At 72.4% G+C, this 26,762-nt stretch carries 21 protein-coding genes; 10 read left to right on the forward strand and 11 right to left on the reverse strand.

The window, feature by feature from the left end; genetic code table 11:
* Positions 1 to 187: 187 nt before the first annotated feature.
* From IE257_RS23335 to IE257_RS23360, 6 genes are all read right to left on the reverse strand, one after another.
* Positions 188 to 727 (reverse strand): bacterial proteasome activator family protein, encoded by a 540-nt coding sequence (locus tag IE257_RS23335; protein WP_030014634.1) that lies wholly within the window; start codon positions 725 to 727, stop codon positions 188 to 190.
* A 92-nt stretch (positions 728 to 819) separates the two neighbouring features.
* Positions 820 to 3,579, reverse strand: coding sequence for an ABC transporter permease (locus IE257_RS23340; RefSeq protein ID WP_229920634.1), 2,760 nt, complete (start codon positions 3,577 to 3,579; stop codon positions 820 to 822).
* A gap of 101 nt (positions 3,580 to 3,680) precedes the next feature.
* A complete protein-coding gene (locus IE257_RS23345; RefSeq protein WP_189971674.1) occupies positions 3,681 to 4,427 on the reverse strand; it encodes an ABC transporter ATP-binding protein in 747 nt (248 codons plus the stop codon).
* Positions 4,428 to 4,452: 25 nt separating this feature from the next.
* Positions 4,453 to 5,100: a PadR family transcriptional regulator gene (locus IE257_RS23350; RefSeq protein WP_189971676.1), complete on the reverse strand. Its 648-nt coding sequence runs from the start codon at positions 5,098 to 5,100 to the stop codon at positions 4,453 to 4,455.
* Positions 5,101 to 5,197: 97 nt separating this feature from the next.
* Entirely contained in the window at positions 5,198 to 5,722 is a 525-nt protein-coding gene (locus IE257_RS23355) for a hypothetical protein (protein WP_189971678.1), read from the reverse strand.
* A 142-nt stretch (positions 5,723 to 5,864) separates the two neighbouring features.
* Complete coding sequence (locus tag IE257_RS23360) at positions 5,865 to 7,523, reverse strand: protein kinase domain-containing protein (RefSeq protein ID WP_189971680.1); 1,659 nt, start codon at positions 7,521 to 7,523, stop codon at positions 5,865 to 5,867.
* 230 nt (positions 7,524 to 7,753) lie between these two features.
* Here IE257_RS23360 and IE257_RS23365 point away from each other — a divergent pair, with 230 nt between their 5' ends.
* A complete protein-coding gene (locus IE257_RS23365) occupies positions 7,754 to 9,358 on the forward strand; it encodes a protein kinase domain-containing protein (RefSeq protein WP_189971681.1) in 1,605 nt (534 codons plus the stop codon).
* A gap of 331 nt (positions 9,359 to 9,689) precedes the next feature.
* Here IE257_RS23365 and IE257_RS23370 read toward each other — a convergent pair whose 3' ends face one another.
* Positions 9,690 to 10,349, reverse strand: a complete 660-nt coding sequence (locus tag IE257_RS23370) for a response regulator (RefSeq protein ID WP_189971683.1) — start codon at positions 10,347 to 10,349, stop codon at positions 9,690 to 9,692.
* A 327-nt stretch (positions 10,350 to 10,676) separates the two neighbouring features.
* Between IE257_RS23370 and pdhA the strand changes: the two genes are divergently transcribed.
* The 6 genes from pdhA (at position 10,677) to IE257_RS23400 (ending at position 19,089) form a co-directional block, all read left to right on the forward strand.
* Positions 10,677 to 11,876 (forward strand): pyruvate dehydrogenase (acetyl-transferring) E1 component subunit alpha, encoded by a 1,200-nt coding sequence (pdhA, locus tag IE257_RS23375; RefSeq protein WP_189971685.1) that lies wholly within the window; start codon positions 10,677 to 10,679, stop codon positions 11,874 to 11,876.
* Entirely contained in the window at positions 11,876 to 12,856 is a 981-nt protein-coding gene (locus IE257_RS23380; RefSeq protein ID WP_030383836.1) for an alpha-ketoacid dehydrogenase subunit beta, read from the forward strand. The genes pdhA and IE257_RS23380 overlap by 1 nt, the downstream gene beginning before the upstream one ends.
* A 12-nt stretch (positions 12,857 to 12,868) precedes the next feature.
* Positions 12,869 to 14,302 carry a dihydrolipoamide acetyltransferase family protein gene (locus IE257_RS23385; protein WP_189971687.1) on the forward strand — a complete coding sequence of 478 codons (1,434 nt, stop codon included), beginning with the start codon at positions 12,869 to 12,871 and terminating at the stop codon, positions 14,300 to 14,302.
* Between the two features lie 120 nt (positions 14,303 to 14,422).
* On the forward strand, positions 14,423 to 15,358 hold the full coding sequence (locus tag IE257_RS23390; protein ID WP_189971689.1) for a GNAT family N-acetyltransferase: 936 nt from the start codon (positions 14,423 to 14,425) through the stop codon (positions 15,356 to 15,358).
* Between the two features lie 54 nt (positions 15,359 to 15,412).
* Positions 15,413 to 16,177, forward strand: a complete 765-nt coding sequence (locus tag IE257_RS23395) for a hypothetical protein (RefSeq protein ID WP_189971691.1) — start codon at positions 15,413 to 15,415, stop codon at positions 16,175 to 16,177.
* A gap of 170 nt (positions 16,178 to 16,347) precedes the next feature.
* The gene (locus IE257_RS23400; protein ID WP_189971693.1) at positions 16,348 to 19,089 is read left to right on the forward strand and encodes a PKD domain-containing protein; all 2,742 of its coding nucleotides are present in this window, start codon (positions 16,348 to 16,350) and stop codon (positions 19,087 to 19,089) included.
* 71 nt (positions 19,090 to 19,160) lie between these two features.
* Here the strand turns inward: IE257_RS23400 and IE257_RS23405 are convergent, their stop codons facing one another.
* The 3 genes from IE257_RS23405 to IE257_RS23415 all read right to left on the reverse strand — a co-directional run bounded on the left by IE257_RS23405 (position 19,161) and on the right by IE257_RS23415 (position 21,847).
* Complete coding sequence (locus tag IE257_RS23405; RefSeq protein WP_189971695.1) at positions 19,161 to 19,571, reverse strand: PPOX class F420-dependent oxidoreductase; 411 nt, start codon at positions 19,569 to 19,571, stop codon at positions 19,161 to 19,163.
* Between the two features lie 61 nt (positions 19,572 to 19,632).
* On the reverse strand, positions 19,633 to 20,844 hold the full coding sequence (locus IE257_RS23410; protein WP_189971698.1) for a DUF1266 domain-containing protein: 1,212 nt from the start codon (positions 20,842 to 20,844) through the stop codon (positions 19,633 to 19,635).
* 10 nt (positions 20,845 to 20,854) lie between these two features.
* Positions 20,855 to 21,847 (reverse strand): TetR/AcrR family transcriptional regulator C-terminal domain-containing protein, encoded by a 993-nt coding sequence (locus IE257_RS23415; protein WP_189971700.1) that lies wholly within the window; start codon positions 21,845 to 21,847, stop codon positions 20,855 to 20,857.
* Between the two features lie 166 nt (positions 21,848 to 22,013).
* On the opposite strand from IE257_RS23415, the gene IE257_RS23420 reads away from it, so the two are divergent.
* From IE257_RS23420 to IE257_RS23430, 3 genes are all read left to right on the forward strand, one after another.
* Positions 22,014 to 23,123 (forward strand): FAD-dependent monooxygenase, encoded by a 1,110-nt coding sequence (locus IE257_RS23420; RefSeq protein WP_189971702.1) that lies wholly within the window; start codon positions 22,014 to 22,016, stop codon positions 23,121 to 23,123.
* A gap of 145 nt (positions 23,124 to 23,268) precedes the next feature.
* Complete coding sequence (locus IE257_RS23425; RefSeq protein WP_189971704.1) at positions 23,269 to 25,164, forward strand: C1 family peptidase; 1,896 nt, start codon at positions 23,269 to 23,271, stop codon at positions 25,162 to 25,164.
* Between the two features lie 15 nt (positions 25,165 to 25,179).
* Entirely contained in the window at positions 25,180 to 25,515 is a 336-nt protein-coding gene (locus IE257_RS23430) for a protease inhibitor I42 family protein (RefSeq protein WP_189971706.1), read from the forward strand.
* Here IE257_RS23430 and IE257_RS23435 read toward each other — a convergent pair.
* Positions 25,499 to 26,680, reverse strand: coding sequence for a DUF418 domain-containing protein (locus IE257_RS23435; RefSeq protein ID WP_229920618.1), 1,182 nt, complete (start codon positions 26,678 to 26,680; stop codon positions 25,499 to 25,501). The genes IE257_RS23430 and IE257_RS23435 overlap by 17 nt on opposite strands.
* Positions 26,681 to 26,762: the final 82 nt, after the last annotated feature.

Consider the following 26,762-nt stretch of genomic DNA (forward strand, 5'->3'; position numbering starts at 1 on the left):
GAGCCGCACCTGGAGGGGCTTCCCGGGGGTGCCGGGTGCCGGGTGCGGCGCCGTTGCCGGGGGGCGCTGCCCCCGGACCCCCGCGCCTCAAACGCCGGCGGGGCTGAAAGAGGGCTGAAACTGCGGAGCGGATCCGGCCGCGCCTCGGGCGTGGGCCGGACCCGCTTCTTCTGCGGTCCGCAGGGGGTTACAGATACGGGCCCGAGCGGATCGCTCCGTGCCCGCCGTCCTCGTCGTCGTCGTGCGGCCCGCCCGGCGGGAGGGCGCGGCGCATCTGCTCCAACTGGGCCCGCGCCGCCATCTGCTGCGCGAACAGGGCCGTCTGGATGCCGTGGAAGAGGCCCTCCAGCCAGCCCACCAACTGGGCCTGGGCGATCCGCAGTTCGGCCTCGGAGGGAATGGCCTCCTCGGTGAACGGGAGGGACAGGCGCTCCAGTTCCTCCACGAGCTCGGGAGCCAGACCGTCCTCCAGCTCCTTGACCGAGGCGGCATGGATGTCCTTGAGCCGGACCCGGCTCGCCTCGTCCAGAGGCGCGGCACGTACCTCTTCCAGGAGTTGCTTGATCATGCTGCCGATCCGCATGACCTTGGCGGGCTGTTCGACCATTTCCGTCACCGGGACCTCGCGCGACTCGTCATCGGCGTCGCCGACCGCCGTCCCGTCCTGTCCCACGATCAGGACGTGCGGGGGGCTGTCCTGCGACCGTTCACTCCTCGGCATCTCCATGCCGTCATTCTCTCGCACACCTCCGTACTCACACGGTGTGCCCCCGTACAGTCGTGATCCACCCTGTACGGGGGCACCGGCCTGCTACGGCGCTACGCCGCGGCCCGGCGGGCCAGCGCGCCGCTGGAGCGGGTGACGAGGGCCGCCAGCAGGGCCGCGCCGAGCGGGACCACGACGACCAGGGCGCCGAGGGTCTCCCACGGCACCGAGATCGGCACGTAGGGCAGGGCTTCCGTTGCCGACGAGTAGCCCTGCTCGATGGAGTGCCGGTAGAGGTCCTCCATCTCCCGCCGCTGCGTCAGGCGCAGGCCGACGGCGGGCAGGATCCCGGCGGCCGAGCCCAGGACGACGCCCATCAGGGAGACCACCCCGCACTGGAAGCCGCTCAGCGTCCGCCGCACCCGGGGCGCCGCGCCCACCGCGGCCAGCGTCTTCAGGTCGGCCTCGGCGTCGGCCTGGGCCAGCCCGGTCGCGATGCCGGCCGCGCCGATGGTGACGAGCCCGGCGAAGACGGCGAGGGCGAGCATGACCAGGCTGTTGTCACCCTGGTAGCCGGCCTCGATGCGCAGTGCGGCCTCCACGCCCATCCGGTCGATCTCCCCGTCGATCTTCTGGCGCTGCTCGGTCGTGGCGGTCCCGTCGAGGCGGAAGTACGAGCCCAGGGGCGCGCTGACCAACCCGGCCGCCTTGACCGCGGAGGGCGGCAGGATCAGGTCGACGCCCCAACTGACGGCCGTGTCGGGCGCCAGGTGGACGGGGAGGATCTTGTCCTCGCCGGGCAGCTCCGTGCCGCTCCCGCGCATGGCGTCGGCGGCCTTCGGGTCCGTGATGATCCGCAGGGTGAGCTTGCCGTCCTTGACCTGGCGCTTGTCGAAGGCGACGGCCCGGCCGGCCTTGAGCGCGGACACGGAGCCCGGGTCGGTGACCGCGAGGATGCTCAGCACCTTCTCGTCCCCGACGAGGACGGGGTGCTGCGTGCCGTACCGGCTGTCCTGGCAGCGCCAGTCCTGGCGCAGTTCCCGGCGCTGCGCCTCGGTGAAGGCGTCCATGCCCTCGGGGTTCTCGTAGAGCGGGCAGCGCTGCTCCTTGGGTGCGACGATCTCGGCCCGGCCGCAACCGGGGTCCGTGGAGTACGACTCGCAGCTCGGCTTGCCGACGACCAGCCGGTCGACGTCCGCCCGCTGAGCCACCGGCATCTCCTTGGAGAGGATCTCGCGCAGGGCGGGCACGTCCTTGTACGCGCCGTTCTCGGACGCCTCCAGCAGCCCGGTGCCGTGCGGCAGGTCCGCCTGGTACTCGTGGCGCATCTGGACGTCGTTGCTGTGCTGGTACGTGGCCACTGCGACCGTTCCGGCGACGGCGGCGAGCACCGCGGCAACGGCGGGTGCCGTACGCCCGCGGTTGCGCACGGCGTCGCGCAGCGCGAGCCGCGGCGACAGCGGCAGCCACCGCCCGAGCCGGCCGAACAGGCCGACCAGGACCGGGGTGAGGGCGACGATGCCGAGCTCGGCGATGGCGCTGCCGCCGGCCACGACGGTGCTGCCCAGCTGCGAGGTGGTTCCGTAGAGGGCGATCGCGGCGCCGACGGCGACGGCGATCAGGCCGATGACGGGCAGCACCCGGTTGGCGCGGCGGATGCCGCGGCGGCCGGTCAGCGAGGCCAGCACGGTCTGCCGGGAGGCGTTGACGGCCGGGACGATCGCGGCCAGCAGGCCGGTGATCACGGCGAGCAGGGCGATGCCGCCCAGTTCCAGCGGGCGGAAGTCGTAGCCTCCGAAGCGGTTGCCGAGGGTCTCCTCCAGCACCGGTCGCAGGAGCACGGTGAGGGTGATGCCGATGACGGTGCCGGTGACGGCGGCGACGGCGCCGAGGACCAGGCCGCCGGAGAGCACGATGGAGCGGATGTGGCGCCGGTCGCCGCCGTTGGCGCCGACCAGGCCCAGCTGGCGGCGCGAGCGGCGGGCGCCGACGGCGAAGGCCGGTCCGGCGAGCAGGCAGATCTCCAGCATGGCCAGGCCCACGACGGTGGCCAGGATGGCCGTCTCGACGGCGTTGTTGCCGTCGCGGCTGAACTGCTCCTTCGGCTCGTCCTTGTAGAGCGGGACGTCGGAGTCGGCGGGCGGGTCGAGCATGACGGCGCGGGAGATGACGGTCAGGCCCTTGGCGTTGGCCGCCTTGACCGCGTTCCAGGTGACGCCCTCGCCGCCGACCTTGACCAGGTAGGTGTCCTCGGGGGTGAAGCTGCGCCCTCCGGAGGCCTCCAGGGCCTTGCCGAGCGGGGCGAGCAGGGTCCCGGGCGGGGCGATGATCTCGTCCCGGCCGAGGTCGTCGGGCACCTCGTAGGCGCCGACGATCTTGTACGAGGAGGTGGCGCCGCGGGGGGTGACCGAGGAGCCGACGAAGAAGCCGGAGTTCTTCAGGAAGGCCTGGGTGGCGACGACCTCGCCCGGGTTCTCGGGCAGCCGGCCGCGCTCCAGCGTGATCATGCCCCCCACCAGCGGGCTGTGCGTGTCGAGTTCACGCAGTTTGGTTTCGAGCAGCCCGTGCGTGGTGCGGACCTTGCCGTAGCCGAAGCTGTCCTTGAGGATCTGGGCCCCGGCGGGGAAGCCGGACTGCACCGGCTCCGGCGGTGTTTCCCGCGAGGACTTCGAGGGGTCGTACGCCTTGTAGCCGCCGACGGGTGCGTAGCTCGTGGCGTCGGGGGTCTGGTTGATGGGCCCGTTCATGCCCGAGCGGCTCACGCGGGCGTCTGCGGCGCCGATCATGCGGGACAGCATCTGCTCGGTGGACAGTTCGGCGCTGCGCAGGGTGAGGTCGGCGGCGCTCACCCCGACGATCGGCAGGGCGAGCATCGCGAGGACGAGGGCGCTGCGGCCCTTGGCGCGCCAGGCGTCGCGGCGCGCGATGCGCAGGGCCGCGATCCAGGAGTGGTACCAGCCTTGGAGCGGAGAGGTCACTGGCCGGCCGCCTGCCCATGGAGGAGGGAGTCGGCGTGGCTGCGCAGGGTCTCGTCGACCACGCTGCCGTCGCGCAGGAAGACCACGCGGTCGGCCCAGGCGGCGAACCGCGGCTCGTGCGTGACGAGGATGCCGGCCGCGCCCGCGTCGCAGCGGGCGCGCAGCAGGGCGAGGACGGACTCGCCGGTCTCCGAGTCGAGGGCGCCGGTGGGCTCGTCGGCCAGGACCAGGCGGCGGTCGCCCACGAGGGCGCGGGCGATGGCCACGCGCTGCTGCTGGCCGCCGGACATCTCGTCGGGGAAGCGGTCGGCGAGCTGGCCCAGGCCCATCTCCTCCAGTGCGGCGAGCGCGGAGGCGCGGGCCTTGCGGGCGGATATCCCGTCGAGTTCCCGGGGCAGTGCCACGTTCTCGGCGGCGGTGAGGGCCGGTATCAGGTTGTAGTCCTGGAAGACGTAGCCGATGCTGCGGCGGCGCAGGGCGGCCAGCTGCCTGCGGCTCGCCGTGGTGATGTCGGTGCCCTCGACCACCACGCGGCCGCTGCTCGGGGTGTCGAGGCCGCCCGCGAGCGTGAGCAGCGTGGACTTGCCGGAGCCGGAGGGACCCATGACGGCGACGAGTTCGCCGGGGAAGACGGAGAGGTCGATCCCGCGCAGGGCGTGCACCTCGGTGGCGCCGCTGCCGTGCGTGCGGACGAGTCGGTCCAACTGCAGCACGGGCTGCTGGGACTTGCGCTGTTCAGGCATGGAGGTTCCCCCCTGGAACGGTGGTTCAGCCACGTCGCGAGCGGGCGGTACGGGGCTGGGTGGTGGTCGGGGCCGGGGTCTCGGCGGCGGCCTGGGGTGGTTCGGGTTCCGCGGCTCTCCGGTCGGCCGGCAGGGAGAGCCGGACGAGCCGGGCTTCGCAGTGGTCGAGCCAGCGGGCCTCGGCCTCGGTCTGGAAGATCAGCTGTTCCAGGACGAGGAGCCAGGCCACGTCGTCGCGTTCGTGGGACCGCCCGCTCTCGACCGCGGCCAGCGCGGTCGCCTTGAGCCGGGTGTAGTCCTGCATCGCCTTGATCGTGGCGTGCCGCTGGGACTGGATGACGGCGCGGATGTCCACGCCGGGGGCGCCAACGGCCATGGCGAGCTTGATGGACAGCTCGTCGCGGGGCGGATTGGCCCGGTCGACGGGCCGTTCGTACCACTGGAACAGCTCGGTGCGTCCGGCGTCGGTGATGGCGTACAGGGTGTGGCCGGCGGCGTCCTCGCCGTCGGGGGCGACGAGGCCGTCGCGTTCGAGGCGGGCGAGGGTCGTGTACACCTGCCCGACATTGAGCGGCCAGGTGGAGCCGGTGCGGGATTCGAACTCGGTGCGCAGCTGTGAGCCGTACCGAGGACCCCGTTCCAGCAGGGCGAGTAGCCCGTGGCGGATCGACATACCGAGTATGTATACCGAGTATGTTCACTCTCGGCAACCATCCTCGGGACTACATCCCGAGGGGGACGGCTGTGGGAAGGGGGTGGCCGGGGTCCGCTCAGATGCTCCGGCGCAGCCGCATCCCGAGGTAGCCCAGACCCAGCCCCATCAGGGCGAACCCGGTGCCGAGCGGGAGTATGTGCGCGGCCAGGTCGGCGGCCCGGTCGTTGGTGTCGGTGCCCAGTGCGGTGACCACCGACGGCGGGCGCTGCGGATCGGCCTGCGGGGGCAGAGGCAGGGGCGGGTGCGGGCTCGGTACGGCGGCGTCGGGTGGCGGCGTGGGCTCGGTGCGCGGGCGCACCGGCAGCGGCCGGGAGGCCACCGTCAGCTCGGGGTCGGCAGGCTCGCCGACCGGTCGCCCGGGGCGCTCCCGCCCGACGCCGGCGAGGCTGCCGGCCAGCTCCTCGTAGGGGCCGTCCGGAGGGGCGGGCGCGGGCGCGAGGGCGAGTGCGGGGACCGGGGCGGCCGCGTGCCGGGCCGGGGCGAGGAGGGGGCCCGCGTACGCGGAGGCGGTGGGCGCGAGCGCGGCGGCGGCCAGGGCCGCGCAGGCCAGCCAGTGCGGCGGGCGGAAGCCTTGGATCACGGGGAGCCCCTCCCGTCCCGAGCCGGCGAGCTGCTCGCTGCGCGTCAGAGATATGCGCCCAGATTTACATAGTGGGGCAAAAGCGGCATCCCGGACCCCCCATCGGGGTGCCCGGGATGCCGGTGTGTCGGAACGCGGTGCGCTATTCGGGGTTGCCGCTCGACACGGTCAGCGTGTACTCCGTGCCTTCCTTGTCGATCTTTTCGCCGGCGGACGGGGTCTGGAACAGCACCGTGTCCTTGCCGTACACGGCCTCGTCCTTGTACTCGATCTTGTACTTGCCGCCCGAGGCCTGGATGCACTCCTTCACGGAGAGCAGGTTCTTGTACTTGAGGTCCGGCGCCATGTACTTGCCGGCCTCGCTGTAGTGCTTCACCGGCTCGGTGCACTTCTTCGGGTCGATCGTCCGCGTGGTGTCCGGGCCCTTGAACCCGGCCTTGGCGGAGGCCGACGCGGAAGCGCCCGGGTCCGCCGTCGTCCGCCCCTTGTCCTTGTCGTCGCCGTTCATCGCGATCGCCGCGATCAGGCCGCCGACGGCCAGCAGGGCCACCGCGATCGCGCCCACGAGCACCGGCATGTTCCGCTTGCCGCCACCGGCCGTCGCCGATGCGCCCGACGCGCCCGTCGGGGAGATCGTGTACGGCGGCGGGGTCTGCGGCGCGTACTGCTGCTGCGGCGGGGGCGTGTGCGGGTAGGCGTAGCCGCCCTGCGCGTGCTGGGGGGCGGGCGTCGGCGCGTACGGGGCCGGCGTCGGGGTCTGCGGAGCCTGGTAGGGCTGCTGCACCGACTGCGGGGGCGCCTGGTACCCGGACTCCACCGGCGGGAAGACGGCCGAGGCCACACCCGCGCCGCTGCTCAGCGGGCCGTGGCCCTGCACGATGACCGGCGCCCCGGTCTGCCCGGATCCCAGCACCCGCGCGACCTCGTCGCCCATGGCCGCGGCCGTGGGGAAACGCTCGTTCGGGTTCTTCTTCAGGGCCCGCGCCACCAGCGCGTCCATCGCCGGGGTCAGTGACCGGTTGACGGAGGACGGGGCGACCGGCTCCTCCTGCACGTGGGCGTAGGCGATGGCCAGCGGGGAGTCCGCGTCGAACGGGATCCGCCCGGTCAGCAGCTGGAACAGCATGATGCCGACCGAGTAGAGGTCGGAACGGGCGTCGACCCCGCGCCCCAGGGCCTGCTCGGGCGAGAGGTACTGCGGGGTGCCGACGACCATGCCGGTCTGCGTCATCGAGGTGACCCCCGACTGCATGGCGCGGGCGATGCCGAAGTCCATCACCTTGACCACGCCGCGCTTGTTCACCATGACGTTGCCGGGCTTGATGTCGCGGTGGACGAGCCCCATCTCGTGGCTGGTCTCCAGGGCGGCCAGCACATCGGCCGTCACCTTCAGCGCCTTGTCCGCGGGCATGGCCCCGTGCTGGCGGACGTCCTCCTCCAGCACCGAACCCAGCGGCCGGCCCTCCACGTACTCCATGACGATGTAGGGCATCACGGCGCCGTCACCGCGGCTGCTGCCACCGAACGTCACTTCGCCCTCACCGGTATCGAATACCGAGACGATGTTCGTGTGCGACAGTTTTGCTACAGCCTGCGCCTCGCGGCGGAACCGCTCGCGGAAGGACTGCTCGCGGCCGAGGTCGCTGTGCAGCGTCTTGATGGCGACCTGTCGGTCGAGGGCCGAGTCGTACGCCAGGTAGACGGAGGCCATGCCGCCCGCACCCAGCAAGTCCCTTAGCTGGTAACGGCCACCGGCCAGAGAGCCGCCTGCGTACTGGCCCTGAGTGCCGTCCTGGCTCATGACTGTTGCTTCCCCTCGGGCTGTGTCCCTACGCCTCCGGCCGGGCGCATGTGGCGCCCAGTCTGCCCGAGGGCAAGCACACGTCAAGCCAGGTGCCCGTTCCGTGACCACACGGGCACAGCGTGGCCTTGTCCGAACGGTGACCGGTTCCGAGGCTGTAGCGTTCACCGGAGCACCGACGAAGAGGACTACCGCTGAGCGGCGGCCGAGAGATACGACGGCGAGGACTGATGGCACCCGAACCCGAGGGAAACGGCGCCGGGATGACCGATGGTCCTGAGCACTGGGGCGCAGGCGGCCTGGTGGGAGACGGTCGTTACCGGATGACGCACCGGCTGGGCCGTGGCGGCATGGCCGAGGTCTTCGCCGCCGAGGACGTACGACTCGGCCGCACCGTCGCCGTGAAGCTGCTGCGAGCGGACCTGGCCGAGGACCCGGTGTCCAAGGCCCGCTTCACGCGCGAGGCGCAGTCCGTCGCCGGACTCAACCACCACGCCGTCGTCGCCGTGTACGACTCGGGCGAGGACCGGGTCGGCCCGAACACCGTCCCGTACATCGTGATGGAGCTCGTCGAGGGCCGCACCATCCGCGACCTGCTGATCAGCGCCGAGGCCCCGGGCCCCGAGCAGGCGCTCATCATCACCTCGGGCGTGCTCGAAGCCCTCGCGTACTCGCACCAGCACGGCATCGTGCACCGCGACATCAAGCCCGCGAACGTCATCATCACCGAGACCGGCGCGGTCAAGGTGATGGACTTCGGCATCGCCCGCGCGCTGCACGGCGCCCAGTCGACGATGACCCAGACCGGCATGGTCATGGGCACCCCGCAGTACCTGTCGCCCGAGCAGGCCCTCGGCAAGGCCGTCGACCACCGCTCCGACCTGTACGCGACCGGCTGCCTGCTGTACGAACTGCTCGCGCTGCGTCCCCCGTTCACCGGCGAGACCCCGCTGTCGGTCGTCTACCAGCACGTCCAGGACGCACCGGTGCCGCCCTCGCAGCTGCCGGAGGGCCAGCACATCCCGCAGGAGCTCGACGGTCTGGTCATGCGCTCCCTGGCGAAGGACCCGGACGACCGGTTCCAGAGCGCCGAGGAGATGCGCGGGCTGGTCCAGTACGCGCTGCAGATGCTGCACGAGCAGGGGGCGAACACCGGCACCTGGGGCACCGGCCCGGTCACCATGGCCCTGCCGCACGGGCGGGGCGGCGCCGCCGCCACCACGGCCATGCCCGTGAGCGGGAGCGGCGGTCAGCAGCAGTACGGGGCGCACGCCTCGACCTCGCAGTTCCAGCAGCCGATGGTGCCGGCGCTGAACCCGGACGACGGTTCGGCCTTCCCCGGCACCAACAGCGGCGGCTACGACGGGTACGACGGCTACGACGAGCGCGGTGGCGGCGGCAGCCGCTGGAAGGCCTGGCTGTTCGCGGTCCTCGCGATCATCGCGGTCGCGGGCGGCGTGGCGTACGCGGTCAACACCGTGGGCAAGGGCGGGAACAAGCCGGAGACCACCCAGAGCACCCCGGGCGGCCAGCCGAGCCAGTCCAGCACCCCGAACGCCACGACGGCGACGCAGACGCAGGACAACCCCCCGCCCAGCAACGACAACTCGCCCGCGCCGAGCCGCACCCGGTCGCAGAGCTTCAGCCCGACGCCCTCGGCGTCCGCGTCGCACTCGCCGACCGGTACGGCCTCGCCGTCGGCGTCGGCGTCGACGAAGCCGACGACGTCCGCGAGCACCAAGCCGACGACCTCCACGTCACCGAAGCCCACGGACGCGAGCGGCGGTGGCGCGGGTGGCCCCGGCGGTGGCGCCGGCACCAACTCGGAGGAGTGACGCGGGTCGGAGCGCGTGCCGGTACGCGCGCTCCGCATTCCGGGTCGGCGAGTGCACGGTGATGAACTGGGGTTCGACGCGCGTGCAGACGGGGTCGAAGAGCTCGCCGCCGCCGAAATGCGGAACCGGGCCGAAGAGCTCCGGTTCAGCCGCGGCCGGTTCGGCTACCTGCGCCGTTCCGGTGAACTGGACCGACCGGAGCCGCTGGTCACGGGAATTGAAATGGTCGGCCCCGCACGCCACCACACTGCCGTTGCAGGCCTGGTGATAGCCGAAACCGGAATGCATTCTGAGCACCACACGGGGCGTCACCGCCGTGGTGCGGGCGCGCTCAGCGCCTCTCGGCCTGCAGCCGGGCCACGTAGGCCGCGGCCTGGGAGCGGCGCTCCATGCCCAGCTTGGACAGCAGACTGGAGACATAGTTCTTGATCGTCTTCTCGGCCAGGTGCAGCCGCTCGCCGATGACGCGGTTGGTCAGGCCCTCGCCGATCAGGTCGAGGATCTTGCGCTCCTGCTCGGTGAGGTTGGAGAGGCGGTCGTCGCCCCTGCCGCCCTTGCCGTCACGCAGCCGCTCCAGCACCCGCGCGGTGGCGACCGGGTCGAGCAGCGACTTGCCGGCGGCCACGTCGCGCACGGCGCTCAGCAGCTCGTTGCCGCGGATCGCCTTGAGAACGTATCCGGAGGCGCCGGCCATGATCGCGTCGAAGAGTGCCTCGTCGTCGGCGAACGAGGTCAGCATCAGGCACTTGATGTCCTCGTTCCCGGAGCGCACCTCGCGGCACACCTCCACACCGCTGCCGTCCGGCAGGCGGACATCGAGGACGGCCACGTCGGGACGGGTGGCGGGAATACGGACCAGGGCTTCCGTCGCGGTGCCGGCCTCGCCGACGATCTCGATGTCGTCTTCGACCGACAAGAGCTCATGGACACCCCGACGTACCACTTCGTGGTCGTCCAGGAGGAATACCTTGATTTTTCCGTCTTCGCGCACGAAGTCAGTTTCACACACTCACCCCTTCCCTGCCGGAGTTACCCGGGATAACGTGCCGTTGTTCCCGGCCCCTGCAAGGCTGTGACCAGTAGTTGTTCCCGTCGCTGCGGATTTACTTGGAAATCCAAGCAAAAACGCAGGTCAAACGGGGTTTCGCAGTTATGCGACACACTGGGTAACGTGCATTGCGCAGGGCACTCGCCGGGGCACCTGTCACGCCTGAATCCCCGTACGCGACGCGCACCCACCCCGTGCGCTCGTTACGGATACAGGTGAGCCGCACTGGACCCCGGAGAACCCGGGTGCCGGACCGACGGAGGAGCACACGTGACCGTGGAGAGCACTGCCGCGCGCAAGCCGCGACGCAGCAGCGGCACCAAGCGGGCGGCAGGCGCGGCAAGCGCCGCCAAGCCCGCCGCTGCCACCGCGCAGACGCAGGATGTCGTACCTCAGCTCGTACAGCTGCTGACGCCCGAAGGGGACCGCGTCGAAAACGCGGAGAACGCCGAGTTCGCCCCCTTCGTCGCCGACATCACGACCGAGGACCTGCGCGGGCTGTACCGCGACATGGTCATGACCCGTCGGTTCGACGGTGAGGCGACTGCCCTGCAGCGTCAGGGTGAGCTGGGCCTGTGGGCCTCGCTCCTCGGCCAGGAAGCCGCGCAGATCGGCTCCGGCCGGGCGCTGAACGACGAGGACTACGTCTTCCCGACGTACCGCGAGCACGGCGTCGCCTGGTGCCGCGGGGTCGACCCGACCAACCTGCTCGGCATGTTCCGCGGCGTGAACCACGGCGGCTGGGACCCGAACACCAACAACTTCCACCTCTACACGATCGTGATCGGCTCGCAGACGCTGCACGCGACCGGTTACGCGATGGGTGTGGCCAAGGACGGCGCGGACTCCGCGGTCATCGCCTACTTCGGCGACGGCGCGTCCAGCCAGGGCGACGTCGCCGAGGCGTTCACCTTCTCCGCCGTCTACAACTCCCCCGTGGTGTTCTTCTGCCAGAACAACCAGTGGGCGATCTCCGAGCCGACCGAGCGCCAGATGCGCGTGCCGCTCTACCAGCGCGCACAGGGCTTCGGCTTCCCGGGCGTGCGCGTCGACGGCAACGACGTGCTGGCCTGCCTGGCCGTGACCCGCTGGGCCCTGGACCGGGCCCGCCGCGGCGAGGGCCCGACCCTGGTCGAGGCGTTCACCTACCGCATGGGTGCGCACACCACCTCCGACGACCCGACGAAGTACCGGCGGGACGAGGAGACGGCGGCCTGGGAGGCGAAGGACCCGATCCTGCGCCTGAAGGCCCACCTGCTGGCCACCGGGGGCGCCGACGAGGCGTTCTTCACGGAGCTGGAGGCGGAGAGCGAGGCGATGGGCAAGCGCGTCCGCGAGGCCGTGCGCGCCATGCCGGACCCGGACACCATGGCGATCTTCGAGAACGTCTACGCGGACGGGCACGCGCTCGTCGACGAGGAGCGCGCCCAGTTCGCCGCCTACCTCGCGTCCTTCGAGGAGGGTCACTGATGGCTGTCGAAAAGATGTCGATCGCCAAGGCGCTCAACGAGTCGCTGCGCAAGGCGCTGGAGCAGGACCCCAAGGTCCTGATCATGGGTGAGGACGTCGGCAAGCTCGGCGGCGTCTTCCGGATCACCGACGGACTGCAGAAGGACTTCGGCGAGGAGCGGGTCATCGACACCCCGCTCGCCGAGTCGGGCATCGTCGGCACCGCCATCGGCCTGGCCCTGCGCGGGTACCGGCCGGTCGTGGAGATCCAGTTCGACGGTTTCGTCTTCCCCGCGTACGACCAGATCGTCACGCAGCTCGCGAAGATGCACGCCCGCGCCCTGGGCAAGGTCAAGATGCCCGTCGTCGTGCGCATCCCGTACGCGGGCGGCATCGGCGCGGTCGAGCACCACAGCGAGTCCCCGGAGGCGCTCTTCGCGCACGTCCCGGGCCTCAAGGTGGTCTCCCCGTCGAACGCGAGCGATGCCTACTGGATGCTCCAGCAGGCGATCCTCAGCGACGACCCGGTGATCTTCTTCGAGCCGAAGCGCCGCTACTGGGACAAGGGCGAGGTCGACTTCGACGCCATCCCCGGTGAGCTGCACAAGGCGCGGGTGAGCCGTGAGGGCTCTGACGTCACCCTGGCCGCCTACGGCCCGATGGTGAAGGTCTGCCTGGAGGCGGCTGCCGCGGCCGCCGAGGAGGGCAAGTCGGTGGAGGTCCTCGACCTGCGCTCGATGTCCCCGGTCGACTTCGACGGGATCCAGGCGTCGGTCGAGAAGACCCGCCGGCTCGTGGTCGTCCACGAGGCGCCGGTCTTCCTCGGCGTGGGCTCCGAGGTCGCCGCCCGCATCACGGAGCGGTGCTTCTACCACCTGGAGGCGCCGGTCCTGCGCGTGGGCGGTTTCCACGCTCCGTACCCGCCGGCCCGCCTGGAGGACGAGTACCTGCCCGGCCTGGACAGGGTGCTCGACGCCGTCGACCGCTCGCTGGCGTACTAGGAGACCCGCGTCATGACCATCCGCGAATTCAAGATGCCCGATGTGGGCGAGGGCCTCACCGAGGCCGAGATCCTCAAGTGGTTCGTCCAGCCCGGTGACACGGTCACCGACGGTCAGGTCGTCTGCGAGGTCGAGACGGCCAAGGCCGCCGTGGAACTGCCGATCCCGTTCGACGGTGTCGTGCACGCGCTCCTCTTCGAGGAGGGCACCACGGTCGACGTCGGCCAGGTGATCATCTCGGTGCAGACCGGCGAGGCCGAGGCTCCGGCCCCGGCCGCCGCTGCCGCGGCTCCCGCCGTCGCCGCCGAGGCTCCCGCCGCCGAGGCCGAGGCCGCGCCCGAGGCGCGCCAGCCCGTCCTCGTCGGCTACGGGGTCTCCACCGCCTCCACCAAGCGCCGCCCGCGCAAGGCTCCGGCGGGCACGGCCGCGCAGAACGGCTCGTCCGCCCCGGTGGCCCCCGCGGCTCCGGCCGCTCCCGCGGCCCCGGCGCCGCTGCCCGCCGTCCCGGCGCAGCCGACCGGCGAGCGGCCGCTGGCCAAGCCGCCGGTGCGCAAGCTCGCCAAGGACCTCGGCATCGACCTGGCCTCGGTGGTACCCACCGGCGACGGCGGGGTCGTGACCCGGGAGGACGTCCACGCGGCGGCCGCCGCGGCGATCACCCCGCAGACGGCCGTCCCGGCCGCCGCCCCGGCTCCGGTGGCCACGCCCGTCGCGGCGGCCCCGGCCCCCGCGGCCGACGCCTCGGCGCGGGAGACCCGTATCCCGGTCAAGGGCGTCCGCAAGGTCACCGCGCAGGCGATGGTCCAGTCGGCCTTCACCGCGCCGCACGTCACCGAGTTCGTCACCCTCGACGTGACGCGCACGATGAAGCTGGTGCAGGAGCTCAAGGACGACCCGGACCTCGCGGGGCTGCGGATCAACCCGCTGCTGCTCATCGCGAAGGCCGTCCTGGTGGCCATCCGCCGCAACCCGGACGTCAACGCGTCCTGGGACGAGGCGGCCCAGGAGATCGTGCTCAAGCACTACGTCAACCTGGGCATCGCGGCGGCGACCCCGCGCGGGCTGATCGTCCCGAACATCAAGGACGCGCACGCCAAGACCCTCGGCGAGCTGTCGGAGTCGCTGTCCTCGCTGGTCGCCACGGCCCGCGACGGCAAGACCTCCCCGGCGGACATGCAGAACGGCACGATCACCATCACCAACGTCGGCGTCTTCGGCGTCGACACCGGTACGCCCATCCTGAACCCGGGCGAGTCCGCGATTCTCGCGGTCGGTGCGATCAAGCTCCAGCCGTGGGTCCACAAGGGCAAGGTCAAGCCGCGTCAGGTGACCACCCTGGCGCTGTCCTTCGACCACCGCCTCATCGACGGCGAGCTCGGCTCCCGCTTCCTGGCCGACATCGCCGCGGTCCTGGAGCACCCCCGCCGCCTGGTCACCTGGGCGTAGCGGCCGGCACGGCACGACGCCCCACCCCGATGGCCGGTCTCCCCGAGGAGGCCGGCCTTCGGCCTGCCCGGGGCGGTAAAGCCCTGGTCGGCGCGGCGCGCCCTGTGTGATCATCGCCGGATGATCTTTCGTGCTGTGACCGCTGATCCCGCAGACCTGGACCGCGCCGTCGCCCATCCGGCCGACGGCCCGGTCCCCGCGCTGACCGCCGAGCGGATCCGCGAGGAGCTCGCCGGGAACCGGATCCGGCCCGAATGGATCTGGCTCGCCGAGGACGGGGACGGGCGGATCCTCGCCCGAGCGCTGTGGTGGGGGCGCGCCGACAGCGAGCGGCCCGTCGCGCTCGACTGCCTCCAGGTCGGAGCCGGCGTGGCCGATCCGGCCGCGATCGCCGTCGGGCTGCTGGAGGCCGGTCACGCGGCCTTCGGCAAGCGGCCGGGCTACAACCTCTCGCTGCCCCGCGGCTGGCGGGACGACCCGGAGCTGGCCGCGGCCGTCGCCTGGCGCGGGGCGGCCGCGGCCGAGGCCGGGCTGACGCGCGAGATCGAGCGCCTGCGCTACGAGTGGACCCCGGACGCCGGTACGCCGGAGCCCACCGGCCGGCTCGTCTTCCGCGAGGGCACCGACGAGGAGATGCTGGAGGCCTTCGTCCGGCTCTCCCACGGCAGCCTCGACCTGACCACGCAGCAGGAACTGCTGCTGATGGGCGCCGAGCAGCTGGCCCGCGAGGACTTCGACTTCTACCTCGACTGCCCCGGCGAGCGCTCGTGGTGGCGCCTGGCCCACCTCCCGGACGGCCGCCTCGCGGGCCTGGCCGTCCCGTCGGCGACCCCGTACCACCGCAACGTCGGCTACCTGGGCGTCGTACCGGAGCAGCGCGGCCAGGGTCTGATCGACGAGATCCTCGGCGAGATCACCCGCTTCCACGCGGCCGAGGGCGCCGAGCGCATCACCGCGACCACGGACACCGTCAACGTCCCGATGGCCGCCGCCTTCGACCGCGCCGGCTACGAGGTCACCGAGATCCGCCTGGTCCTGGAGGCCCCGGGCCAGTGAACCGGGCGGCCCCGCGCCCCGGGAGGTAATCTCCGCCCGGGGAAGGGGGCCGGGGTGTCCATCGCCGAATTGCAGGTGTACTCCGTCGAGGAGGCCGACGTCGCGGGCGGAGTGTGCGTGGTCCGGTGCGTCGGCGGGGTGGCGCGGGCCGGACAGGTCTACGCCGTCGGGGAGTCCAGGATCGGCCTGCGCCACATCGAGCGCCACGGGCGGGTCGTCGGCTCGTTCGACGCCGGGCACGTCGCGAAGGTCCAGCTCGCGGGAGCCATGGTCGCACTGCTCACCCGGGGTCAGGTGCTGACCTCGGTGCCGCCCGACGGGCACTCGCTGGAGGACCTGGAGGCCTGGCTGGCCACCGACCCGCCGCTGCTGGAGGAACCGCACCCGCGGACCCTGCGCGTGCTGGCCGGGGTGCGGATGCGGGACGAGCGGCTGCCGGACGGGATCCGGCTGCGCTGGGGCCGGATCGCGCTCGCCGCGACCCATCGCTGCGCGCGGGCCGAGGGCGTGCCCGATCTACTCAGGGCGCCCGAACTGGCCTGCGTACAGGCGTACTTGATCCAGCAGTTCGGCCCGGACCGGGGCGGTGACCCGGCCGCCCTGTGCCGGGAGCTGCTGGCGCTGATGGACCTGACGCCGGAGCAGGCCGCGGCCCAGGGCGACGTCTGGCGCGACCTCCCGTACCACCGCATCCGACACCTGCGCCGCATCAAGGCCCTGGTCCCGTGGCTGGTCCTCGCCCGCCCCCACCTCGCGGACGCCGATCCGCTGTCGGCGGCGGTCGATGCCTGGGCGGCGGTGCGGCCGCGCCTTCCGTAGCCGGAAAAAGAGCGCGTGACATCGACTTTCGTACAGCGGATACTGAGCGCAGTACGCGGGGGGGTCGCGTGCGCCCGACTGTCGCTGGGGGAACAGGACGTCTACCAGTCGTGCGGCGCCGCAGCATCCTTCGTGACTCCACTCAGTCTCTCCACGAAGGAACCCCACTGGTGCGTCCCACCCGCACGACGGTCCTGCTGACCGCAGGTCTCGTCACCCTTCTCGGCGTTCCGGCCGCCGCGGCCGCCGAGACCCCGACCAACCTCTACGTCAACAACCAGGACGGATCCGGCTGCTCCGACACCGGGGCCGGTACGCAGGCCGTCCCGTACTGCACGATCTCGGCGGCGGCCAAGGCCGTGCTCCCGGGCCAGACGGTCCGGATCAAGCCGGGCTGGACCTACGACGAGGCCGTCACCATCGACCGCTCGGGAGCGCCGGGCAAGCCGATCAGCTTCGTCGCCGACGGACCGGCGGTGGGCCAGCAGGCCGACCTCGGCAAGACGGTGACCGTCCGGGGTGCCTCCCACGTGGTGCTGGGCAGCCTGTTCGCCCGCGGCGGCGTTCAGATCAGCGGTTCCACCGACGTCGGGCTGGACCGGATCCGAGCCGTACGCGGCAGGCTCGACTCCGTCGCGGTCGACAGCGCGAGCAAGGACGTACGCATCGGCCGGAGCAATCTGATCGGCGTCCGGATCGAGGGCGGCTCGCAGGGCACCGTGCTCAGCCGCAACCTCATCTCCGGCCCGGTCGGACCGGCGGTCTCCGCCGTCGACGCACCCGGCACCGTCGTCACGAACAACACGGTCTACGGCTACTGCGGCGCCGCCCTCTCGATCGCCGGCGGTTCGACGGGCGCCGGCCTGTTCAACAACGTGATCGTCGCCCGGGCCAGCGGTTCCTGCAAGACGGACGGTGCGCGCAACGCCGTCCTGGTCGCGCAGAGCGCGACGGCGGGCACCGTCGCCGACTACAACCTGGTCGCCTCCCAGGTGCCGTACAGCTGGGCCGGCACCACGTACCCGGACCCGGCGGCGTTCCACGCCGCGACCGGTCAGGGCGGACACGACATCCTGAACACGGGCGAGGACGGCCTCGGCCCGGTCGAAGGCTCCCCGACCGTCGACTCCGCCGACCCGACGGCGCCGGGCGTGCTGCCCACCGACATCGACGGAAGACCGACCGCGGACGACCCGGGGGTCCCCAACACGGGCAAGAACGGCGGTTACCTGGACCGCGGCGCCTACGAGACCCACGACGGCCTGAGCCAGACCTGGATGCACGTCGACCAGACCTGGGCGCCCGTCGGCACGAAGGTGGAGGTGCAGGCCGTCTCCGACAGCAACTGGCCCACCGCGATGAGCTACCACGTCGACTTCGGCGACGGGACGCCCCCGGTCGTCACCCAGCAGGGCACCGGCGCCCACGGTCTGGCCACGCACGCCTACAGCAAGGCGGGCGACTACGTGATCAAGGTGACGGCCGTCAACGCCGTCGGCCAGAAGGCCACCACGGAGAAGCCGGTCAAGGTGACCGCCGCCGGCCCGCTGACAGCGGCCTTCTCGGCCGGTCCGGTCCTGCCCGCCCCGGACGACAAGACGACGCGCGTCCCCCCGCTGACCATGTCCCTCGACCCCTCGGCCTCGGCGACCCCGTGGCCGGTGGACCGCACCGAGGTGGACTTCGGAGACGGCTCCCAGAAGAGCCTCGCAGGTCTGGCCACCGCCACGCACACCTACTCCAGGCCGGGTGACTACAAGGCGGCCGTCACCGTCGTCGACGTCAAGGGCACCAGGTCCACGACGACCCGGTCCGTGCACGTGGACTACGCCAGGGCCGGCTACGTGGCCGTCACACCCTTCCGGCTCAAGGACACCCGCGTCCACGGCGGCACCCTCCAGGGCGGCAGCCCCGCGTCCATCGGCATGCCGGCCCCGCTCCACGCGTCGGGCATGGCTTCGGGCGGCATGTCCGCGGCGGTCATCAACGTCACCCTCACCAACGTCACTCAGGACGCCTACGTCAACGTCTCGTCGGCGTACGACGACCGGCCGGCGACCTCGAACCTCAACGCCCGTGCGGGTGCCACCGTGTCCAACACGGTAACCGTCCCGGTCGGCGAGATCGGCAACGTCTGGTTCTACCTCAACGCCGGCCGCGCAGACGTCATCGTGGACTTCGTCGGCTACTACCAGCCGAACTCCGGGCAGAGGTTCAGCCCCGTCGCCCCGACCCGGCTCGCGGACACCCGTACCGCCGGCGGCCCGGTGGCCGGTGGGACGACCCGTACGGTCAAGGTCGCCGGCGTCGGCGGGATCCCGGCCGACGTCCGGGCCGTCGCGGTGAACCTGACGAGCACCGAGGCGACGCAGAACTCGTTCGTGGTCGCCTACCCCGACCCGGCGAATCGGCCCGAGCCGGCGTCGAACCTGAACCCGGAGCCGGGCAAGGCCAAGTCGAACCAGGCCATCGTGCCGGTCGGCCCGGACGGGACGATCACGCTGTACAACCACGTCGGTTCCGCGCACCTGATCGTGGACGCGGTGGGCTACTACGGCAAGGACGGCAAGGCGCTCTACACGCCGGTCGTGCCGGGGCGCCTCGCGGACACCCGTACGACGGGCAAGGTCGCCGCGGGCGGCACCACGACGGTGGCCGGTGTGCCGGCCGGCGCGGTGGGCGCGGTGCTGAACCTGACGGCGACCGAGAGCACCGGTGCGGGCTTCCTGACCGCGTACGGCTTCGGCTCGGCCCGTCCGGAGGCGAGCAGCCTGCAGACCCTGCCGGGTCTGACCGTCCCGAACCACGTGACGACCCCGGTCGCGGACGGCAAGATCAGCGTCTACAACGGCCAGTGGGGCGGTCCCACTCACGTGATCGCCGACCTGCTCGGGTACTTCACCCAGGGCTAGGCACTGACGGACCCGCGGCACGGAGCCCCGGTCCCCGCACACCGCGGGGGCCGGGGCTCCGTGCTGCCGGCTCAGCGGGCCGCATTGCCGAGCACCTTGGTCGGGGTGATGCGGACGACCACGCGGACGTCCTCGGCCGGGGCCTCCCGGTACTCCTTGCCGGCGCCCGGGCCCATGTACTCCTCGGCGATCCGGACGGCCACCGCCCGGCCGATGTCCTCGGTGACGGTGGCCGTGCCGCGGATCTCGGCGTAGAGGAAGGGATTGGCCAGGTCGAAGACGGTGACGCCGACCCGGCCGTCCCGCACGATGTTGCGCTCCTTGCGGCGGCCCTGCTCGGTGGAGATCAGCAGGTCGCCGCCGTCCCGGGTCACCCAGATCACCGAACTCTGCGGGCTTCCGTCGGGGTTGATGGTCGACAGGACGGCGGGGTGCGGTGCGTCGAGCAGCCCCCGCACGGTCTCGTTCAGCTCAGCAGTCATGGCGGCGAGGCTAGCCGGGACGCCGGCCGGCCACCGGGGAATTGTGGCCCCGGCCGGCCGACTACCCGAGGTTCCAGGGGATGTTGCGCCAGGGGCTCGCCGGGTCGGTGGTCAGCGCGAGGTGCGCGGCGAGGGCGGTCGTGTACCAGGTACCGAACTCCTCCTCGTCGAAGTGCAGGCACCGGCCGAGGACGTACCCGGCGGAGAACTCCTCCCACGAGCGGTACGTGTCGCGGGCGGCCTCCCCGGCGCGCAGTACGGCCTGTTCCGCCTCGGCGACGGTCCCGTAGCGGCAGCCGACGCCCCAGCGGGCCATCTGCGAGGCCCTGCCGATGTCCCAGCCCTCCACCGAGCGGACCCAGCCGTCCGGGGGGAGCAGCCCGTCGGCCCGGAAGCGCTGCTCGTAGCGGGCGATCCGGCCGATGAGGCGCCTGACGCCGGCTATCTCCCCCTCCACCTCGGCGCTGGGGCGCGGCTGGGCGACGGTGACCCCGTCGGGGGTGAGCTGCGGCTCGGCGGCGCGTTCGGCGTTGCGTCGCAGGCTCGCCTCGGCCACGTGCCGCCAGTGCTCCACGTCGACCGGCCCGGCGAAGTCGGAGGCGAGGGCGCGGCGGACGCGGAGCGCGTACTCCCAGACGGGGCTGACCATTTCGGAGTCGAGCAGCGTGTGCAGGGTGGAGAGCCAGTCGGAGCGTTCGGTGATGCTCCAGCTCTTCGCGACGCGGCGGCGTTCGTACTGGTAGCCGCTGCCGTGGTAGGCGAGGGAGTTCCAGAACTCGCCGTTGGTCACGGCGAGATGGCTGCCGACGGCGAGGCCGTGGGCGACGGGCCCGTGCAGCGGGCCGCCGGTGAAGAGGGCGTGGACCTTGCCCTCGGGCAGGCCGTAGTGGGGGGAGGCCTCCGCGTGGGCGCGCCAGCGGGCCAGGTCGGCGGGGGCGGTGGTGAGGTAGGCCTCGGCGGGGGAGCCGGGGTTCACGGCGAGGAAGGCGGGGTCGTCGGCGGCCCAGACCTCGGCGAACCAGCGCAGGCTGCGGGACTCGAAGACCGTCTCGGGGGTGGGGGCGGGCAGCATGCCGGCGGTGTGGACGACGAGCATCCGGTCCGGGGTGGCGTGGAAGAACACCGAGCCGGGGTGCGCGTCCGACTGCGCGCGGGGTTGTGCCACGTACAGCGGAGTGCGGGCCAGTACGTCGAAGTACGCGGCCCAGTCGCCGGCGGCCTTGGCCCCGTACAGCTCTCTCTCGATGACGCTCGGCGCGATCCAGGTCCCCATACGGCCGAGCCTAGCCTTCGACGACGGGGGTGAGGCCGTCGAGGAGGGCTCGGAGGCCCAACTCGAAGAGCGCGTCGAGCCGCAGGTCGTAGCCGTCCTCGAAGGATCCGACCACCTTGGCGAAGGTCGGGAAGCGGCCGGAGTCCACCAGTTCCTGCAGGACGGGGGCGCGGCTGTCCATCCACTGGTCCTCCGACTGGCCCGTGGCGGCTTCGGCGTCGGCCTCCATCTCCAGGTGCGCGGCCAGGCCCTGCACATGGCTGTAGAGCAGGACGTGGATGTCGAAGAGGGTGTTCGGGTCGAGTCCGTGGCCGTCGAGTGCGGCCAGCATCCATTCGCCGTGGACGAGCAGGTTGGGCAGGAGCAACGGGCGGGTGAGGGAGCTGATCCGGGCCAGCCACGGGTGCTTGCGGTACACGCGCCACAGGGTGCGGGCGCCGACCTCGATGCGCGCCCGCCAGTGGGCGGGGGCGTCGACGGGGTTGGACTCCTCGCCGTAGGCGGCGTCCGCCATGAGGAGGATCAGGTCCTCCTTGCTCGGGACGTACCGGTAGGTCGACATGGCCGCGACGCCGAGCCGGGCCGCGACACCGCGCATGGAGAGCGCCGCGAGTCCTTCGGCGTCGGCGATGTCGATGGCGCTGCGGACGATCCGGTCGAGGGTCAGCTCCTGCTCGGAGGCCCGGGCGGCCGGGGAGTTGGCGGCCGTCGCGGTGTGCGCGGCGGGTGACGGGCGGGTGCGGGGCGCTGCGGCGGGCGTGGGCGGGGTGTTCGTGGCGACGACCGTGCCGATCCGGGAGCGGGCCTCGACCAGGCCCTCCAGGCGCAGGGTGGTCAGGGCCTTGGTGGCGGTGGCCAACGCGACGCCCCATTCGGAGGCGATCTGCCGGGTCGAGGGGACCCGATCGCCGGGGGCGAGTTCCCCGTCCGCGATGCGTCGCCGAATCGCGGCGACGATGCGCAGGTAGGGGGGATCGCCGGCTGTGCCTGTGGTCTGCGTCACGTTCTGCCGCCTTCCTCTGCTGTACTAGTGCAGAGGGTAGCAGCGGAGATGGTCGCCGGAGCTGCTCTGGCCTAGTACAGGCGCGTAGTCATGGCTGTTGAGAGACCTGCGCGTACGTCGTACATTCAGATTGCGTACAGCGTACAGACCAGCGAAGGAGCTCCTCATGCGGACCGTACTCATCTCCGGCGGCGGCATCGCCGGCCCCGTCCTCGCCCACCGCCTGCGCCACCACGGCTTCCGGCCCACCGTCGTCGAGCGCGCCCCCGGCCCGCGCGCCGGCGGGCAGGCCGTCGACATCCGCGGCGTCGCGCTCGACGTCGTCGACCGCATGGGCCTGCTGGAGCGGGCGAGCCGCGTACGCACCCGGATGCGCGGCATGTCGATCCTCGGCCCCGACGGCAGCGAGGTGGACCGCTCCACCGAGGCGACCTTCAGCAGCGGCCGGCTCGACGGCGAGGACATCGAGGTGCTGCGCGAGGACCTGGTGCGGATGGTCCACGAGCACACCCGCGCGGACGTCGAGTACCTCTTCGGCGACAGCATCACCGGGCTCGACGAGGACGAAAGCGGCGTGCGCGCCCGGTTCACGCACGCCGCGCCGCGCACCTTCGACCTCGTCGTCGGGGCGGACGGCCTGCACTCCACCGTGCGCAGGCTGGCCTTCGGCCCCGAGGAGCGCTTCGTCCACCACCTGGGCAGTTACCTCTCGGTGTTCGGCACGGACAACTTCCTCGCCCTGGAGGACTGGCAGATGTGGCTGCGCGACGGGGACATGGGCTTCGGCATCATGCCGGTGCGCGGGAACACCGAACTGCGCATCGCCTTCGGCTTCGAGTCCGGCCCGCTGGCCCCGGAGCTGCGTACCGGCGACGCCCTGCGGCGGCTCGTGATCGACCGGCTCGAGACCCTCCGGTGGGAAGGGGCCCGCCTGGCCGAGGCCGCCCGAAAGGCCCCCGACTTCTACTGCGACGCGATGGCCCAGATCCGCATGGACGCATGGTCGCGGGGCCGCGTGGCCCTGCTCGGCGACGCCGGCTACTGCCCCTCCCCCCTCTCGGGGCAGGGCACCAGCCTGGCCCTGGTGGGCGCCCACGTGCTGGCCGACAGCCTCGCGCAGGCACCGGGCGACCACGAGGCCGCGTACGCCCGCTACGAGGAGCGGATGCGGCCCTTCGTCAGCCTCAACCAGGCGCTGGCGACGGAGAACCCCGGCGCTCCCGCGTCGGAGGAATCCGTGACCCGCGCCAAGCACGCGATCTCGCTGGACGGTTGAGCCCGCGGAAGCGGCGGCGGCCGCCCCGCGCCGCGGCACGCCCCCTCGTGCTGCCGCGCGACCGTGCGGACCCCCTTGACGCCCCTGTGCGCCCACGGGACGCTCCCGGGTCTTGAATCCGAACGGTTGCAGCTGGGGGGCCGCCATGCCGGAGGAATCTGTCCAGTCGGTGGGGGAGCTGCGCGCGCAGCTCGTCGCACGGGGGGCGCGCTGGTCGGTCCTGGAGCACCTCGCCGACGAGGAGCCCGTGCCGCGGCCCTCGCTCGGTCTGGAGCCCGGGGCGAACCTGACACCCGCCGAGGACGTGGGCGTGATCGATCTGCCGGGGATCATCGGCCACGCGAGCGGCAATCCGCATCTGACCCGGCGCCGGAGCGCCCACGGGCTGCTGCCCGGGGTGCGGGGGACGGTGGCCGGGGCCCGGCCCGCCGCCGTGGACTGGCGCAGCCGCTGGGGCTGGCCGTGGATCACCAAGGTGAAGGACCAGAACCCGTGCGGCTCCTGCTGGGCCTTCGGCGCCGCCGGCCTGGTGGAGTCCATGGCCCGGATCGAGCACGACGTGTGGACGGAGCGCTCCGAGGGGGACGTGCACGACGGTCTGCGCTTCACCTGCGGACAGGGCAGCAATCCGGAGACCGCCCTCGACTGGATCACGTCGAACGGCGGGCTCGCCGACCCGGACTGCTGGCCGTACAGCACCCCGCCCGCGGGGCTGCCGGCCGCCCGCCGCGACGCCTGGCGCGCCGAGTACACGCCCAGCTGGGACCGGTCCGGCCGGACCGTCCGGATCACCGACTACGTCCGGCTCGGCGACGTGGAGCAGCAGAAGGTATGGCTGGACACGGTCGGCCCGCTGACCGCCTGCTTCGACGTCTACGACGACTTCTTCGGACTCGGCTCCGGTGTCTACCACCGCACCAGCGACCATCTCGCGGGCGGGCACTGCGTGTTGATCGTCGGCTACGACGACGCGGCCGGCTGCTGGCTGTTCAAGAACTCCTGGGGGACGGGATACCACGTCGGCGGCTACGGCCGGATCGCCTACGGCGAGGTCAACATCGACTACTGGGCCAAGTGCGGCCTGCGCGGCACCAACATCGACCCGTGGACCAAGCGCCGCCTGCACACCGGCAACGTCTACGAGAGCGGCAACGGCCGCGCCCACCGCAACTTCGAGCTCCTCGCCACCACCACCGGCGGCCGGCTCCAGCACTGGTGGCGCGAGGGGGACTCCCCGTTCGCCTGGGCCCGCGCGGGTACCTTCGCCGGCGATGCCTCCGGCCAGCCCGCCTTCACCGGGACCACCTACAACCGCAACATGGAGTCCCTGCACGTGACCACCGGCGGCCGGCTGCGCCACTGGTACTACGAGCAGTCCGCCGCCGTCTGGCGCGACGGCGGGGTCTTCGGGCCGGGCGACGCGGCGGTCGGATCGACCCCGGCGTTCATCCAGAGCGACTACGGCAAGCCGGGCAACTTCGAGGTGGTGGTCCGGACCGCCGACGGCCGCCTGGGCCACTGGTGGCGGATCAACGGCGCCCCGTGGACCTGGAACGACGGCGGCCGGTTCGCCTCCGGCATCGCCCACTACGGGCCCGCCCTCGTCCAGACCCGCGCCCGCCACCTCGACCTCGTCGCCGCCCTCACCGACGGCCGCATGCAGCTGTGGTGGCGCGACGACCCGAACGGCTTCGCCTGGCGCGCCGGGGAGATCTTCGGCAGCGGTACGGCGGCCGTCTCCGCGCCCTGCCTGATCGAGGGGCAGTACGGGGCCGCAGACGAGGACACCGCCGGGAACTACGAGCTGTGCGTGGCCGTCGCCGGCGGTCGGGTGGAGCACTGGTGGCGCGGCAACGCGGGCGGCTCGTCCTGGCGCCGCAGTGCGGTCTTCGGCCATGACGTCGCCGCCGTCACCGGGATGCTCCAGGGCAGCTTCGGGTTCAACCTGGAAGTCATCGTCCTGCGCACCGACCGCCGGCTCCAGCACTACTGGCGGGACGGCGCGGGCTGGCACGAGGGGTCGGTGATCGGCCCCGTCTGAGAGGACCGGGCGGTCGTGGAGGTACGGAGCATCGTGCTGGGCCCGGGCGAGCCGTACGAGCTGCGGCTCACCGGGCGCGGAGCGCGCGGGTACGTGTGGACCTGGCAGGTCACCGGGGACGCGGACGTGGTGACGGTGGCGGAGGGGCCGACGGGCTGCGGCGCCACGCCGTCCGGCGCCGGCCTGCCCGGGGCCCCGGTCGAGCGGACCTATGTCGTCCGGGGCCGCCCGCCGGGCGGGGGCCGGGCCCGGATCCGCTTCGCGCAGGTCCGGCCGCCCTACCCGGACGAGGCCCCGTACGACGAGTTCGTGCTGGACGTGGAGGTCGTCGCGGTCACCGGCGCGGCCTGAGGACGGTGCGCTGCACGGCCTCCAGGGGGCCGTGGTCGAAGCGGCGCAGCCACAGCCACGATCCGGCGGCCAGCGTCAGGCTCACACCGGCCCACAGGCCCATCACCCACCAGGGACCGCTGCCGCCGAGGCGTTCGGCGAGGCCCAGCCCGATGCCGTAGCAGAGCAGCATGCAGAGCAGGTTCTGGGCGACGTAGCAGGACAGGGCGGTGCGGCCGACGGAGCCGAGGGCGGTGCGCACGGCGGCCGGGATCCACCGCCGGTCGAGGGCGATGCCGATCAGGCCGATGTAGCCGAGGGCGAGCAGCGGGGCGGCGCCGTAGCGGCCCAGGAGGTAGAAGTCGCCGCCGCCGAGGGTGGTCGCGGCGTTCAGCGGCAGGCCGAGGCCCAGGCCCCAGGCGGCCATCCGGGTGCGGATGCGGCGGCCTTCGGCGGTGGCCGTGAAGGCGCCCGCGCGGTGCAGCCGTACTCCGAGCAGGAAGAGGAGGACGAGCAGCCCGAAGGAGACGACCGGCTCGATGCGCAGGGCGGGGAAGTGCTCCAGGCGGAAGGCGATCTGGGCGGACCAGCCGCCGTGGGCGTACAGCTCGACCGCGGCCGGGTCCGTGTCCCTCCGGGGGCGGTCGGGGCGGCTCAGCTCGTCGAGGGTCAGCAGGGAGATCAGCGCCAGGTGCACCGCGCCGGCCGTCCACATGGCCCGCCGCCGCACCTTCTCGGAGCGGGCCAGCAGCCACGCGACGAGCAGGGCGGTGACGGCGTACCCCATCAGCACGTCCCAGGCGAAGACGAGCACGAAGTGCACGGTGCCCTCGGCGAAGAGGAAGGCGGCGCGGCGCGGGTAGCGGCCGGGCCAGGGCTCGCCGCGGCGGGCGGCGGAGTCGTACTGGATGGCCAGACCCACGCCGAACAGGACCGTCAGGAGGGCCAGGAACTTGCCGTCGGCGAGGAAGCGGAAGACGCTCTCGGCGATGTGGGCGGCGGAGGGGTCGGCGAGCGGGTCGGGGGGCTTCGGCCCGCCCTGGAGCACCGACCACTCCGAACCGGGCGCGGTGAAGATCCAGACGTTGGTCATGAGCGTGCCGAGGATGGCGGCGCCGCGCAGGACGTCCAGGAGGGGGAGCCTCGCGGTCTTCTGTGCTACCGGGGTGAGCAGGGTGTCGGCCATGACTCCAGCGTCCCGGCGCGCGGGTGCCCGTACGTCGTGCGGGTGGACGAAGGCGGGGTACATCTTTCGATGCAGTGGGCGG

The sequence above is a fragment of the Streptomyces avidinii genome (genome assembly GCF_014650695.1).
Classification (GTDB): Bacteria; Actinomycetota; Actinomycetes; order Streptomycetales; family Streptomycetaceae; genus Streptomyces; species Streptomyces avidinii.

Bases quoted from the DNA above. Each gene is read 5' to 3' on its own strand.
- IE257_RS23335 (WP_030014634.1), bottom strand. From the start codon at position 727: ATGGAGATGCCGAGGAGTGAACGGTCGCAGGACAGCCCCCCGCACGTC.
- IE257_RS23340 (WP_229920634.1), bottom strand. From the start codon at position 3,579: ATGCTCGCCCTGCCGATCGTCGGGGTGAGCGCCGCCGACCTCACCCTG.
- IE257_RS23345 (WP_189971674.1), bottom strand. From the start codon at position 4,427: ATGCCTGAACAGCGCAAGTCCCAGCAGCCCGTGCTGCAGTTGGACCGA.
- IE257_RS23350 (WP_189971676.1), bottom strand. From the start codon at position 5,100: ATGTCGATCCGCCACGGGCTACTCGCCCTGCTGGAACGGGGTCCTCGG.
- IE257_RS23360 (WP_189971680.1), bottom strand. From the start codon at position 7,523: ATGAGCCAGGACGGCACTCAGGGCCAGTACGCAGGCGGCTCTCTGGCC.
- IE257_RS23365 (WP_189971681.1), top strand. From the start codon at position 7,754: ATGGCACCCGAACCCGAGGGAAACGGCGCCGGGATGACCGATGGTCCT.
- IE257_RS23380 (WP_030383836.1), top strand. From the start codon at position 11,876: ATGGCTGTCGAAAAGATGTCGATCGCCAAGGCGCTCAACGAGTCGCTG.
- IE257_RS23385 (WP_189971687.1), top strand. From the start codon at position 12,869: ATGACCATCCGCGAATTCAAGATGCCCGATGTGGGCGAGGGCCTCACC.
- IE257_RS23390 (WP_189971689.1), top strand. From the start codon at position 14,423: ATGATCTTTCGTGCTGTGACCGCTGATCCCGCAGACCTGGACCGCGCC.
- IE257_RS23405 (WP_189971695.1), bottom strand. From the start codon at position 19,571: ATGACTGCTGAGCTGAACGAGACCGTGCGGGGGCTGCTCGACGCACCG.
- IE257_RS23410 (WP_189971698.1), bottom strand. From the start codon at position 20,844: ATGGGGACCTGGATCGCGCCGAGCGTCATCGAGAGAGAGCTGTACGGG.
- IE257_RS23420 (WP_189971702.1), top strand. From the start codon at position 22,014: ATGCGGACCGTACTCATCTCCGGCGGCGGCATCGCCGGCCCCGTCCTC.
- IE257_RS23425 (WP_189971704.1), top strand. From the start codon at position 23,269: ATGCCGGAGGAATCTGTCCAGTCGGTGGGGGAGCTGCGCGCGCAGCTC.
- IE257_RS23435 (WP_229920618.1), bottom strand. From the start codon at position 26,680: ATGGCCGACACCCTGCTCACCCCGGTAGCACAGAAGACCGCGAGGCTC.